Below are 13663 nucleotides of genomic sequence, written 5' to 3'. Positions count from 1 at the left end.
CCGACGGTCCGCCCCGCGAGCCGATGGTCGACGGCCGCCGAGGTCAGCCACGCCGTCGCGGTGGCGAGCACCGCGAGCGGCAGCGCGTCGAGCCCCTCGCGACCCGTGAGGAGGGCCGCGAACAGCAGCGGCGCGAGCACCATGCGCGTCATGGCCGTCATGCCCGCGGCCGTGCCCACCGCGACCGCGGCGGTCGGCGACATCCCGAACGCGACGACGCCGAAGGACGCCAGCGCGACGCCGAGGAAGACGGCCGGGAAGATCGGCCCGCCGCGGAACCCGGCACCCAGGCTCACCGCGAACCCCACGGCCTTGGCGAGGAGCAGCACGAGCACGGCGGCGGCCGACGAGGCGCCGACCACGACCGGGATGGATGCCTGGCCGGAGAACAGGACGTCCTGGGGGTCGGCCCCCAGCGCCTGGGCGACGAGCGCGCACAGGCCGACGACGGCCCCGCCGCCCACGAGCAGCGCGAGCCGGCCACCGCGAGGCTCGCCCCGCTGCAGGCGCGTGGCCGCCCTCCGGACGACGCGTGCGAGCAGCGCGGCGACCACGCCGACGACGAGCGCCACGAGGAGGTCCGCGACCAGCACCGACTCGTACTCCGGCAGCCCGGGCAGCGACAGGCCCGCGACCGGGAGCCCGGTCCAGCCGCCGAGCCCGGTCACCAGGACGTAGGCGACCGCCGAGGCGACGAGCGCGGGCAGCAGCATCGGGATGACGAGCGCGCCCGCGCCGACGCCTCCCTCGAGCAGCATGAGCCCCGCGACGAGAGGGCCTCCGAACAGCGTGGACATCGCCGCGCCGGCCCCCGCGACCCCGAGCGCCGCGCGGCCCCGCTCGGGCAGCCGCGCCCACGACGTCAGCCACACCCCCACGACCGTGCCGAGCGCGATGAGCGGCGCCTCGGGCCCGAGCACCGCACCGAACGGCAGCGTGGCGAGCGCGGCGAGCGCGATGCCCGCGGCGTCCCTCGGCCGCGGGGTGCCGCCCGCGAGGCCCTGGATCGGCGGGTGGCCGCCGTCGCCCGGCAGGCGCCGGGCCAGGTGCACGAGCACCCCGCCGAGCGCGGGCAGGCCCACGACGAGCCACCACGGGGGCCCGTCGGCACCGAGGCTCTCCGGCAGCGTCGTCCAGAGCAGGTTCTCCAGCAGGTGCACGAGCGAGACGAACGCGAACGCGACGAGCCCCGCCGGGACGCCGACGAGCGCCCCGAGGAGCGTGAGCCGCGCGAGGTCGCGCGGGACGATCGCCGGGGCCGGCGCTGCGGACGGGCCGGTCGCCGAGGCCATGTCGCGACAGTAGCCCGGGTGCCCCGCTCCGGCGCGGGGTCCGTAGGCTCGGGGCGTGAGCCTGCCCTCCGAGACCTTCCGGCACGTCGCCGCGCGGCCGCACGAGCCGCTGCGCACGTTCCACCCCCGGAAGGCCCCGCTCGGCCGCGACCGGCAGGACGCGCTCGCGCGGCTCTTCCCGCGCCTGGGGTTCTCGGTCCACGACGAGGACGCCCCCTTCCCCCGCACCGCGGACGGGGCCCTCGACACCGACCGCCTGTTCGGCCGGCGCGCCCCGGTCGTGCTGGAGATCGGCCCGGGCATGGGGGAGACGACGGCCACGATGGCGGCGGCCGACCCGGGCCGCGACTACCTCGCCGTCGAGCCGCACGTGCCCGGGGTCGCGAACCTGCTGCTGCTCGTCGAGGAGAAGCGGCTGACGAACGTCCGGGTGGCGCACGGCGACGCGCTGGAGCTGCTGCGCCGGGCGGTGCCGACGGGCTCGCTCGACGCCGTGCACGTGTTCTTCCCCGACCCCTGGCCCAAGCCGCGCCACCACAAGCGCCGGCTCGTGCAGGCGGAGCACGTCGCCCTGCTGCGCGACCGGCTGCGCGTCGGCGGCGTGCTGCACTGCGCGACCGACTGGGCCGAGTACGCCGACCAGATGCTCGCGGTGGTGGCGGCCGACCCCGGTCTGGAGGACCCGCCGGGCTTCGTCGGGCGCCCCGCGCACCGGCCCGTCACGAAGTTCGAGCGGCGCGGCCTCGCCCTGGGTCACGTCTCGCGGGACGTCGTCGCGCGGAGGGTCCGGTGAGCGCCGAGGACGTGCCGGCCGGGGCGAGCGCGCCGGCGACCGGCTTCCGGCTGCTGCTCGTGCCGGGCGTCAACCCGGACCGGTGGCTGCGGGTGTGGGCCCAGCGGCTGCCCGACGTGCCGCTCGAGCTCGTCGTCACGTCCCCCGCGGACGCGGAGCGGCGGCTGCGGGACGGCCAGGGCGACGCGGCGCTGCTGCGCGCGCCCGTGGACCGCGACGGGCTGGCGCTCGTGCCCCTGTACACCGAGGTGACGGTCGCGGCCGTGCCGAAGGACCACCTCTTCACCGCGGCGGAGGAGCTCTCCCCCGCCGACCTCGCCGACGAGACGCTCGTCGTGCCGGCCGACGACCTCCTCCGCTGGACCGACGCCCCGGGCGAGCCGTTCGCCGGCGCCGCCCCGGCGACGACCGACGAGGCGCTCGACCTCGTCGCCGCGGGAGCCGGCGTCGTCCTGCTGCCGCTGTCGGTGTGGCGGCTGCACGCCCGACCCGGGCTGACCAGCCGACCGGTGACGGACGCGCCCGGCTCCGCCGTCGGGCTCGCGTGGGTGGAGGAGCGGTACTCGCCGCTCGTCGAGGAGCTCGTCGGGATCGCCCGCGGCCGGACGGCCGCCTCGTCGCGCGGCGTGGGAGCCGCTGCGGACGCGGGCCGCTCGGCCTCCCGGGCCTCCGGCACCGGCGGTCGCCAGGACGCGCGCGGCTCGACGGGGCGTGGTCGCTCGTCGGGCCCGGGGTCGGGGAGACGCAAGCCGCCACCGGGGCGGGGCCGCCGGCGCTGAGCCGGCCGGCGCTCCGCCTACTCGGCGGCGTCGCCCGCCGCGCGGGCCGCGTCCCGCTCCGCGATGCGCTGCTCCTCGCGGCGCACCTGCTCGAACGTCCGGCGCTCGCGCAGCAGCCACTCCGGCGGCGCGGCGATGAGCTCGGCGATCTGCGCGGTCGTCAGCGGCTCGGTGATGCCGGCGCGCGCCAGCCCGCTCGTCGAGACGCGCAGCCGTGCCGCCACGACCCCGCGCGGGTGCGGGCCCTCCCGGCGCAGCGTCGTCAGCCACTCCGGCGGGGTGCGCTGCAGCTCGTCGAGCTCGTCGCGCGTGACCGTCCCGGACCGGAAGTCCTCGGGCGTCGCCGGCAGGTAGACGCCGAGCTTGGCCGCCGCGGTCGAGGGCTTCATCTCCTGGGGCTTCTTCGCGCTCACGGGCCCAGGGTAGGCGGGCAGGGGCCCCGCAGGGGAACGGGCCCGGCGGTCGTCCGCCGGGCCCGTCCCTCGTCGGAGCTACGCGCTCGTCCGGGGGTCGACCGCCGTCGTGTGCCAGATGCGGTCGATGTAGTCGCGGATCGAGCGGTCGGACGAGAAGAACCCGCCCCGCGCGACGTTGAGGATCGCGGACCGCGTCCACGCCTCCTCGTCGGCGTAGTACGCGTCGACGCGAGCCTGCGCGTCGATGTACGCCTGGAAGTCCGCGAGCGCGAGGAACCGGTCCTCGTTGAGCAGGTTCGCGACGACGGGCTCGAACACGTGCCGGTCGCCGTCGGAGAACACGCCCGACGTGATGAGGTCCAGCGCGCGCCGCAGCAGCGGGTTCGACTCGTAGTGCTCGGACGGCCGGTAGCCCTTCTCGACCACGGCCGTGACCTCCGGCTCGGTGAGGCCGAACAGGAAGAAGTGCTCGTCGCCCACCAGCCGGCGGATCTCGACGTTCGCGCCGTCGTCGGTGCCGATCGTCAGGGCGCCGTTGAGCATGAACTTCATGTTCCCGGTGCCGGACGCCTCCTTGCCCGCGAGGGAGATCTGCTCGGACAGGTCGGCCGCGGGGATGAGCGTCTCGGCCAGCGTGACGTTGTAGTTCGCCGGGAACGCGACGTGCAGGCGTCCCTGCAGCGACGCGTCCGCGTTGATCGTCCGGCCCACCGCGTTGATGAGGCCGATGATCTGCTTCGCCATGAGGTAGCCGGGCGCCGCCTTCGCGCCGAACGCGAAGGTGCGCGGCGTGACCTGCTCCAGCGGCAGCTCGCCGGAGCGGACCTGGTCGTACAGAGACACGATGTGCAGCAGCTTGAGCGTCTGCCGCTTGTACTCGTGCAGCCGCTTGACCATGACGTCGAACATCGTGTCGGGGTCGACCTCGATGCCGTCGCGGGCCCGCAGCACGTCGACCAGGCGGAGCTTGTTGGCCCGCTTGACCTCGCGGAACCGCCGCCGGAAGTCCGGGTCGTCCGCGTACGGCTCGAGCCCCTTGAGCCGGTCGAGGTCCGTGACCCAGCCCTCGCCGATCGCCTCGGTGATGAGGCCGGACAGGCCGGGGTTCGACTCGCGCAGGAAGCGCCGCGGCGTGACGCCGTTGGTGACGTTGGTGAACTTCTCCGGGTAGAACGCCGCGAAGTCGTCGAGCACCTTGTCGCGCAGCAGCTCGCTGTGCAGCTCGGCGACGCCGTTGACCTTCGTGCTCGCGACGGTCGCGAGGTACGCCATCCGGACCGCCCGCACCGGGTACTCCGCGATGATCGACATCCGCCGCACGCGCAGCTCGTCGTCCGGGTGCTGCTCGCGCAGCCCGGCGAGGAACTCGTCGTTGATGCGGTAGATGATCTCCAGGTGCCGCGGCAGCAGGCGCCCGAGGAGCTCGACCGGCCAGACCTCGAGGGCCTCGGGCAGCAGCGTGTGACAGGTGTAGGCGAAGCAGCGCTGGGTCACGTCCCAGGCCTCGTCCCACTCCCAGCCCTTCTCGTCGACGAGGATCCGCATGAGCTCGGGCACCGCGATGACCGGGTGCGTGTCGTTGAGCTGGAAGATGATCCGGTCCGGCAGGTCGTGCAGGTCGAAGTCCTTCGGCAGCACCTGGTCGAGGAAGTCCTTGATCGAGCAGGCGACGAAGAAGTACTGCTGCTGCAGGCGCAGCTCCTTGCCCTGCGGCGTGGAGTCCTCGGGGTAGAGCACCTTCGAGATGTTCTCGGCGAACGTCTGCGCACGGACGGCCTCGGCGTAGTCGCCGGAGTTGAAGATCTGCAGGTCGAAGGCCTGCGTGGCGTGCGCCGACCACAGGCGCAGCGTGTTGACGCGGCCGTTCTGGTAGCCCGGCACCATGTAGTTGTACGGCGTGCCCTGCACGGACCAGCCCGGCACCCAGCGGCGGCGCACGTGGCCGTCCTCGGCCTGGTACTGCTCGACGTGCCCGCCGAAGTTCACCTGCACCGCGGCCTCGGGGTGCGGGAACTCCCACGGCGAGCCGAGCTCGAGCCACGTGTCCGGCTGCTCGACCTGCCACCCGTCGACGAACGTCTGCCGGAAGATGCCGTACTCGTAGCGGATGCCGTACCCGATGCACGGGTGGTTCATGGTCGCGAGCGAGTCGATGAAGCACGCCGCGAGCCGCCCGAGCCCGCCGTTGCCGAGGCCCGGCTCGACCTCGAGCTGACGCAGCTCGTCCAGGTCGATGCCCAGGCTGGCCAGGCCCTCCTCGACGATGTCGCCGAGGTCCGCCGCCAGGAGGTTGTTGTCGAGCTGGCGCCCGAGCAGAAACTCCGCCGAGAGGTACGCGACCGACTTGGCCTGCACCTTCGACTGGTGGTTCAGCGTCTCGATCCAGCGGGTCATCAGGTAGTGGCGCACCGTCCGCGCCATGGCGAGGTACTTGTCGTTGGCCGACGCACGGGACAGGTCGACGCCCTGCCCGAAGTTCACCTCGCGCAGGAACTCGCGGACGAACCCCTCGACGGTGTGCTCACGCTTGGCGATGGGAGTGTCAGTCACGGGTCCCACCGTAGCCATGCCGCGTGACGGGCGAATGTCGGACGGAAGTCCTGCACGCCTCCCGCCCGCGGCCGGGCCGCGGGCACACTGGGCCGGTGGACTCCCGCCCGCAGCCCGACCCGGACGAGGCGCTGCACACGATCGAGGGCGCCGGGCCGCCGGACGTCGACGTCGTGGTCGCCCTGCTCGCGCACCCCGCGGCGCGCGTGCGCTCGGCGGCGGTGATGCAGCTGCCGCTCCTCGTCGGGGAGCCGGTGCCGGCCGGCGTCGTGGCCGCGGTGGTCGCGCTGACGAGCGACGAGGACGCGCGCGTGCGCGACCACGCGTGCTTCGTGCTCGGGCAGCAGTGGCGGGAGGTCGACACGCCCGCGGTCCGCGAGGCGCTGGCCGCGCGGCTCGACGACGCCGACCAGGACGCCCGCGACGAGGCCCTCCTCGGGCTCGCGCACCGCCAGGACGAGCGGGCGCTGCCGCGGGTGCGCGCGGCGCTGGCGCGCCCGGACGGCTCGGTGCGGCTGCTCGCGCTGCTGGCGGCCGGGGCGCTGGGCGACCCGTCGCTGCACCCCCTGGTGCTCGGGCACCTGGAGGGCTGGGACGAGGACGCCGCCGCGCAGGTCGACGCCGTCCGCCGCCTCACGGACCCCGCCGGCCCCGGGGGTGACGTGCTCGACGGGGTCGCCGAGCTGAGCCGTCGCCGGGCGCACGGCCGCCCCGACGGCGCCGCCCTCGCCGCCTGGACGACGATGGCGGCGATGCTCGACATCGCCCCCGGCCGGGCGCCCGCGCTGCACGAGCAGGTGCTCGCGCGGCTCGGCGACGACCCCGGGGCGACCGCCGACGCGCGGGCGAGCGCGCTCGCGCAGCACGCCGACGAGGCGCGGGCCCGCTGACCTGCGGGCGAGGACGAACGACCCACGCACGGGCCCCGCCCGGGCGGCACGCTGAAGGGACACACCGACCACGGAGCCTCCAGCCATGACCTCCCTCTTCGAGCCCGTCCACCTGCTCGGGCAGACCCTGCCGAACCGCGTCGTGATGGCGCCCATGACGCGGGCGCGCGCCGCCCAGCCGGGCGACCTGCCGACCGCGATGACCGCCCGGTACTACGGGCAGCGGGCCGGCGCGGGGCTGATCGTCACGGAGGGGACGCACGTCGACGCGCTCGGCAAGGGGACCGCGTTCGCACCGGGCATCCACACCGCGGCGCAGGTCGCCGGGTGGCACGAGGTGACGAAGGCGGTGCACGCGTCGAACGGGCGCGTCGTCGCCCAGCTCGGTCACGCCGGGCGCGTCTCGCACCCCGAGCTCCTCGCCGGCGAGCTGCCGGTCGCGCCGTCGGCGCTCGCGCCCGGAGCGTCCGTGTGGGTCGCGCAGGCGGACGGGTCGGCGGAGCTGCGCGAGTGCCCCGTGCCCCGCGCGCTCACGACCGCCGAGGTGTCGCGCGTCGTCGGGCAGTACGCGTCGGCCGCGCTCAACGCGGTCGCGGCCGGCTTCGACGGGGTCGAGATCCAGGCCGGCGCCGGCCAGCTCGTCGACCAGTTCCTGCGCAGCGGCTCGAACCACCGTGACGACGCGTACGGCGGCTCGACGGCGCACCGCGCCCGCTTCCTCGTCGAGGTGGTGCGGGCCGTCTCCGAGATCGTCGGCGCGCACCGCGTCGGCGTCCGGTTCTCGCCGTTCCTCACCGCCAAGGGCATGCAGGACGACGACGCGATGCGCACGACGCTCGGCGCCGTCGCGGGCCTCGACGTCGCCTACGTCCACCTCGCCGAGGCGGACGGCGACGCGGCGCCGCCCGTCCCGCTCGCGTTCCGCCGGCTGCTGCGCGAGCAGTTCCGCGGCGCGATCGTCGTGACCGGCGGCTACACGGCCGAGCGGGCGCAGGTGGCCCTGCAGTCCCGGCTGGTCGACATGATCGGCTTCGCCCGCGCGTTCATCGCCAACCCGGACCTGCCGCAGCGCCTGCGGCACGGCTGGCCGCTCGCCCAGGTCGGTGACGCCCCCGTGTTCGGGCACGGCCGCGACGGGTACACGACGTTCGGCGCGTACGACCAGGAGCTCGCCGCCCTCTGACGCGGGGCGGGACGGCGGACACGCACAGAGGTATCCGCGGGCTCCCCGGCGGGTCCTCTCCCACGAGGACCGTCCGGGCGCCGCCCGTGCGCCGCGGTCCCCGGGGGGTGGTCGCGGTGGCGATCGGAACACAGGTCTCGCCCGTGCAGACGCTCGTGACGTTCTGTCTCTGGGCGCAGCGGTGCGGGTTCTCCGTGGACGAGATGCACGGGTTCTCGCGCGTGCACGACGTGCACGCACCCGGCTCCTGGCACTACGACGAGGAGAAGGGCTTCGGCAAGGGGATGGACCTCAACTGGCGCCGCCCGAACTCCAGCGAGCGGCGCAAGCTCACCAGCGCGTCGGCGTTCGCGCTCGAGCTGGGGCTCGGCGTGATCTTCGCGCGCGACGGCACCGTCGGCCCGGCGGGCCACCACGAGGACCACGCCCACGTCGACGTCGGCACCTACGCGAACCTCGGGAAGGGCGACGCGCGGGCCCGCGGCGGCGGCGACGTGCTCACCGAGCGCCTCCAGCGCGTCGTCCGGGCCACGCCCGACCAGGTGTGGGGGCGCGACACGCACAAGAGGCTGGAGGCCGTGCGCGCGGCGTCGCTGCTCAAGGGCACGACGTTCCCGCACGGGATCGCCTACACCCGGCGCGTCCTCGGGCTGCCGTCGGGCGACGTCTGGGACGCGCGCAGCCGCGACGCGCACGACGCCGCGGTCCGGCGGCTGCAGGCCGCGCTGGCCCGGATGGGGTACTACGACGGCCCGACGAGCGGCGTGTGGACCGCCCCGCTCGACGCCGCGTACGTCAAGGCACGCGACCGCCGCCGGCGCCTCTGAGGCGCGCCGGCGGCGGCGCCGTCAGTCCTCCTCGATGCAGAGCACCCGGCCCGCGTGGTCGGAGTCGACCGACGCGACCGCGGTGAGCGGGCAGTCCTCCTGCGTGGCGACCTCCGAGACCGCCTTGTACTGGTGGGCTCCGCTGCACGCGACGAGCAGCGCCTGGCCGTCCTCCTCGTTCCAGCACGAGCCCGCCGTGGCGGTCAGGCTCTCCGCCTCGACGAACTTCGTCGCCGCGTACCCGCCGACGCCGATCGCCACGACGGCCGCGACCGCGACGGCGCCCTTCGCCACCGCGGCGAGCGGCGCGCGGGTCGTCCCGCTCTGCGCCCGCTGGCGCAGCAGCCCGCGCACGACGAGGACGACGCCGAAGATGAGGCCGCCGGTCCAGATGAACCCGCCCTTGGCCCCGGACGACACGACGAGGGACACGGCGCCCGCGACGAAGATCGCGAAGCCGACCCACACCTCGGCCGGCGGCCACCCGCCGCCCGCGGGCTCCTCGTCCGGCAGCCAGAGCTGCCACCCCGGAGGCGGCTCGGGCCACGACGCGTCCGGCTGCCAGCCCTCGGGCGGCGTCCAGCCGGCAGGCGGGGTCGGCCAGCTCGGGGGCGGGTTGAAGCGCATCGTCGTCCTTCGGTGAGCAGCGGCCGGGCGCCCCTGATGCCCTCGCATCGGCGTCGCCCACGGGCCGGGTGACGCGCCGCCCGCCCCTCACTCGTCCGGCGTACCCCAGCGGGCGCTCAGTCGTCGCCGGGATCGTCCCGGGATGTCCGTTTGCGCAGGTCAGAGTCACCCGGCCGATGTCTTGGACGGGCGCCCAGGTGCCGCGAGGATGGAGCCGACCCCCTCGTACGCCCGCCTCCAGCGCGCGTCGTCGACGAAAGACGGTCCCTCTCGTGCTGCCTGCCCTCGCCCTGCCCAGCCGGGGCGGCGCCGCCCTGCGCGCGCTCCTCGTCCTCGCCCTCATCGCCCTGGGCGTCGGGGTCGGTGCCGTGCCCTCCGCCCAGGCGGTCGGCGCCCCGGTCGTCGTCGACGACTTCGGCGGCACCGTGCGGGGCACCCGGACCGTGCAGGTCGTCAACAGCGGCACGTCACCGGACCCGACGTTCACGCAGTCGGGCGGCATCGGCACGATGCGCCTGAACGGCAGCGGCAACTCGACGACCGGGATCCAGCTCGACTACGCGTTCCCGCAGACCGACCTCACGGTCGGCGGCTCGAACACCCAGTTCTTCGTCGAGTTCACCGGCATCCAGCGCACGCCCGAGGTGCTCGGCGAGAACGCCGCGAGCATCTCGATCTCGGTCACCGACTCCTCGGGTCGCACGGGCGTCTACAACACGGGCATCGGCAACACGGGCGACTGGGACGTCGTCCTCAACTTCGAGTGCACGTCGTCGCCCGTCTGCTTCTCGCCGCAGGTGGACTTCACGCGCGTGACCGCGCTCAGCCTGCTGGTGCTCTACCCGCGCAACCAGGACCCCGCGCACGAGACGGTCGTGACCATCGACGCGCTGCGCACCACCCCGACGGGAGGCGTCGCGCCGACGCCTCCCGCCCCCGAGATCACCGAGCCCGCCACGACGGGCGGCACGGTCTACGCGGCGACCGGCACGACGCTGCAGTTCCCGGTCCGCTTCGCGAGCGACGGCGCGGCGGTCGACGTCACGGGCCTGAGCGCCGCCGACGTCGTCGCGACCGGCACCGCGCCCGGCAGCGGCCAGCTGAGCCTGACCGGCAGCGGCTCGTCGTACGTCGTCCGCGTCGGCCCGATCACGGGTGACGGGACGGTCGGCGTCCGCCTGCCGGCGGGCGTGGTGCAGGACGCCTGGGGCCAGGACAGCACCGCCGCCGAGGCGAGCGTCGAGTTCTACGTCAGCGTCCCCCCGGCGATCACCGGCGCGCTGCCCACCGCCGCCACGATCGGCACGGCGTTCAGCGCCGACCTCGCGGCCACGGGCCGGCCGGCGCCGACCTTCTCGGTGACCGCGGGCTCGCTGCCGCCGGGCCTCACCCTGTCGTCGGGCGGCCGCCTCGCGGGCACGCCGACGACCGGTGGCACGTACACGTTCACCGTCGGGGCGACGAACGCGCTCGGGTCGGCGACGCAGGCCTCCACCCTGACCGTCACCGGGCCGCCCGTGCTCGACCACGCGCCGACCGCGACGTTCACGCGCGGCCAGGCCGGCTCGTTCGGCGTGACCGCGGGCGGGTACCCCGTGCCGACCATCACGGCGGCCGGCCTCCCGGCGGGGCTGACGCTCACGGACCGCGGGGACGGCACCGCGTCGATCACCGGCACCCCGACCGTCGCCGGCACGACCTCCGTCACCCTCACGGCGACCAACTCCGTCGCCACCCGGACGAGCACGCTGGCCGTGACGGTCCAGTCGGCACCGTCGATCACGAGCTCGGACGACGCGACGTTCGTGCGCGGCGCGGCCGGCTCGTTCACCGTCAGCACGACGGGTGTGCCCGCGCCGGCGCTCACGATCACCGCAGGGACGGTGCCCGCGGGCCTCACGTTCGTCGACAACGGCGACGGGACGGCGACGATCTCCGGCACCCCGACGGCGTCGGGGATCAGGCTGCTGACCGTGCGCGCGCAGAACGCGGCGGGCACGGCCACCCAGCAGCTGTGGGTCACCAGCCTCGACGCGCCCGCGATCACGAGCGACGGCGACGCCACGTTCGTCGTCGGCCGGGCCGGGTCGACCACGATCACGACCACGGGCTTCCCGCAGGCGTCCCTCAGCGCGACCGGGACGCTGCCGGACGGGCTGTCCTTCGTGGACAACGGGGACGGCACGGCGACGCTCGCGGGCACGCCGACCACCGCGGGCACGAGCACCCTGACCGTCACCGCCGCGAACGGCGTCTCGCCCTCCGCGCGGCGCACCCTCACCGTGGTGGTGCAGCAGGCCCCCGCGTTCTCCTCGGCGACGGACGCGACCATGACCGTCGACCAGCCGGGGTCCTTCGTCGTCCGGACGACCGGCTCCCCGGCCGCCGCCCTCACGCTCGTGGACGGCGACCTCCCGGTGGGCCTGAGCCTGACGGACAACGGCGACGGCACCGCCACGCTCTCCGGCACGCCCGAGACCTCCGGGACGACGAGCCTCACGCTGCGCGCCACGAACGCCGCCGGGTCCCAGGAGCAGGTGCTCGCGCTCGTCGTCGTCGACCCGCTGCGGTTCACGACGCCGGACCACGTCCTGCTCGTCGTCGGGCAGCCCGCGACGTTCGACGTGCTCTCGGACGGCTACCCCGCGCCGCTGAGCGCGGGCGCCACCTGCACGGCGCCGGACGGCCTCACCGTGACGCCGCTCGGCGTGCACGGCTTCCGGGTCGCCGGGACCCCCACCCACCCGGGCGCGACGACCTGCACGTTCTCGGTGCAGCACCCGCTCTCCGGTGTCGCGACGCAGACCGTCACGCTCGACGTCGCCTCGACGCCGGCCGTCACCAGCCCCGGGACGACGACGTTCGTCACGGGCCGGGCTGGGACCTTCCTCGTCACGGCCTCGGGCTCGCCGGCCCCGGCCCTCAGCGTGGGCACCCTGCCCGCCGGCCTGACGTTCGTCGACCACGGCGACGGCACCGGCACGCTGAGCGGCACCCCGACGACCACCGACCACGCCAACGTGCCGGTCACCGCGACGAACGCCGCCGGGAGCGTGACGACGCGGCTCGAGATCCTCATGTACACCGTGCCCGAGTTCTCGAGCCCCGCGACGGCGACCTTCACGCGCGGCGCGTTCGACGTGCACAGCCTGATGACGTCCGGCACCCCGACCGCCACGCTCAGCCTCGTCGGCTCGCTGCCTCCCGGCCTGGAGTTCGAGGCGTTCGCGGACGGCTCCGGGGTCATCGCCGGGGCGCCGCTGGTCTCCGGCACCTTCCCGGTGGTGGTCCTCGCGACGAACGACGCAGGGACTGAGGAGCAGCACCTGTCGGTCGTCGTCCGCGAGGCGCCCGCCGTGACGAGCGCGTCGACCGCGCAGCTGCCGGTGGGGACGCCCGGCTCGTGGACCGTGACGACGACGGGCCACCCCGCCCCCGCGCTCACGCTGACGGGCACGCTTCCCGCGGGCCTGACGTTCTCCGACGAGGGCGACGGCACCGCGACCATCACCGGCACCCCGACGGTGACCGGCTCGTCCGACGTGACGATCACCGCGACGAACGCCGCGGGCAGCGACGACCAGGTGCTCACGCTCGACGTCGTCTCGGAGCCGGTGTTCACGAGCGCCGCGACCGTGACGTTCCCCGTCGGCGAGGCGTCGTCGTTCGACGTCACGACGTCCGGCTACCCGGACGCGGCGCTGACGCTCGCCGGCACGCTGCCGGCCGGGCTGACGTTCACGGACCAGGGCGACGGCACCGCGACGATCGCCGGCACCCCGACCGAGGACGGGCCCGTGACCGTGGAGCTGACCGCGACGAGCGCGGCGGGCACGAGCACGCAGACGCTGCGGGTGCTCGTCACCCGGGCGCCCGTCATCACCAGCCCGGACGCGGCGCCGTTCGCGGAGGGCTCGGCCGGGCGGTTCGTCGTGCGCGCCACCGGCACCCCGCTGCCGGCGCTCACCCTGACCGGGACGCTGCCCGCGGGCCTGACGTTCACCGACGAGGGCGACGGCACGGCCGTCATCGCCGGCACCCCCGCTCCCGGCTCCGCCGGGACGTACCGGGTGACGATCACCGCCGTGGCGGCCGTCCCCGCGCCTGTGCTGCGCCGGTCCGGTCTCGCCGCGGCCGCCCTCGCCGGCGCGCCGCTCGCGCTCGGCGACTCGCAGACGCTGGTCATCACGGTCGCCGGCGACGACTCCGGACCGGACGACGGCGGCACCACCCCCGGCGGCTCGACGCCCGGCGGGTCCACGCCCGGCGACGGCACGGACCCCGACGGCACGTCGGGTGACGGCGG

At 75.3% G+C, this 13663-nt stretch carries 10 protein-coding genes; 6 read left to right on the top strand and 4 right to left on the bottom strand.

What is annotated here, in order from left to right; all coding sequences use genetic code 11:
• The coding region (locus tag HGCM_RS17020) for a chloride channel protein (RefSeq protein ID WP_019135857.1) at positions 1-1292 on the bottom strand (1292 nt) is incomplete at its 3' end.
• A gap of 55 nt (positions 1293-1347) precedes the next feature.
• Here HGCM_RS17020 and trmB point away from each other — a divergent pair.
• The gene (trmB, locus tag HGCM_RS05430; protein WP_019135856.1) at positions 1348-2085 is read left to right on the top strand and encodes a tRNA (guanosine(46)-N7)-methyltransferase TrmB; all 738 of its coding nucleotides are present in this window, start codon (positions 1348-1350) and stop codon (positions 2083-2085) included.
• A complete protein-coding gene (locus tag HGCM_RS05425; RefSeq protein ID WP_019135855.1) occupies positions 2082-2864 on the top strand; it encodes a LysR family substrate-binding domain-containing protein in 783 nt (260 codons plus the stop codon). The genes trmB and HGCM_RS05425 overlap by 4 nt, the downstream gene beginning before the upstream one ends.
• A gap of 17 nt (positions 2865-2881) precedes the next feature.
• Here HGCM_RS05425 and HGCM_RS05420 read toward each other — a convergent pair whose 3' ends face one another.
• Both HGCM_RS05420 and HGCM_RS17015 read right to left on the bottom strand, forming a co-directional pair.
• Complete coding sequence (locus tag HGCM_RS05420) at positions 2882-3277, bottom strand: DUF5997 family protein (RefSeq protein ID WP_019135854.1); 396 nt, start codon at positions 3275-3277, stop codon at positions 2882-2884.
• A 78-nt stretch (positions 3278-3355) separates the two neighbouring features.
• Positions 3356-5848 (bottom strand): glycogen/starch/alpha-glucan phosphorylase, encoded by a 2493-nt coding sequence (locus HGCM_RS17015; RefSeq protein ID WP_040398946.1) that lies wholly within the window; start codon positions 5846-5848, stop codon positions 3356-3358.
• 77 nt (positions 5849-5925) lie between these two features.
• Here HGCM_RS17015 and HGCM_RS18745 point away from each other — a divergent pair, with 77 nt between their 5' ends.
• From HGCM_RS18745 to HGCM_RS05400, 3 genes are all read left to right on the top strand, one after another.
• On the top strand, positions 5926-6720 hold the full coding sequence (locus tag HGCM_RS18745; RefSeq protein WP_019135852.1) for a HEAT repeat domain-containing protein: 795 nt from the start codon (positions 5926-5928) through the stop codon (positions 6718-6720).
• Positions 6721-6805: 85 nt separating this feature from the next.
• Positions 6806-7903 carry an alkene reductase gene (locus HGCM_RS05405; RefSeq protein ID WP_019135851.1) on the top strand — a complete coding sequence of 366 codons (1098 nt, stop codon included), beginning with the start codon at positions 6806-6808 and terminating at the stop codon, positions 7901-7903.
• 116 nt (positions 7904-8019) lie between these two features.
• Entirely contained in the window at positions 8020-8730 is a 711-nt protein-coding gene (locus HGCM_RS05400) for a hypothetical protein (protein WP_147572687.1), read from the top strand.
• 21 nt (positions 8731-8751) lie between these two features.
• On the opposite strand, the gene HGCM_RS20250 is transcribed toward HGCM_RS05400, so the two are convergent.
• On the bottom strand, positions 8752-9357 hold the full coding sequence (locus tag HGCM_RS20250) for a hypothetical protein (RefSeq protein WP_026075282.1): 606 nt from the start codon (positions 9355-9357) through the stop codon (positions 8752-8754).
• Positions 9358-9629: 272 nt separating this feature from the next.
• Between HGCM_RS20250 and HGCM_RS17005 the strand changes: the two genes are divergently transcribed.
• A partial coding sequence (locus tag HGCM_RS17005) for a beta strand repeat-containing protein (RefSeq protein WP_019135849.1) occupies positions 9630-13663 on the top strand: 4034 nt, incomplete at its 3' end.

It is taken from the genome of Cellulomonas massiliensis JC225, assembly GCF_000312005.1.
Classification (GTDB): Bacteria; Actinomycetota; Actinomycetes; order Actinomycetales; family Cellulomonadaceae; genus Cellulomonas; species Cellulomonas massiliensis.
The sequence above is the reverse complement of the archived record's forward strand: the minus strand, read 5'-3'. Positions and strand labels throughout refer to the sequence as shown.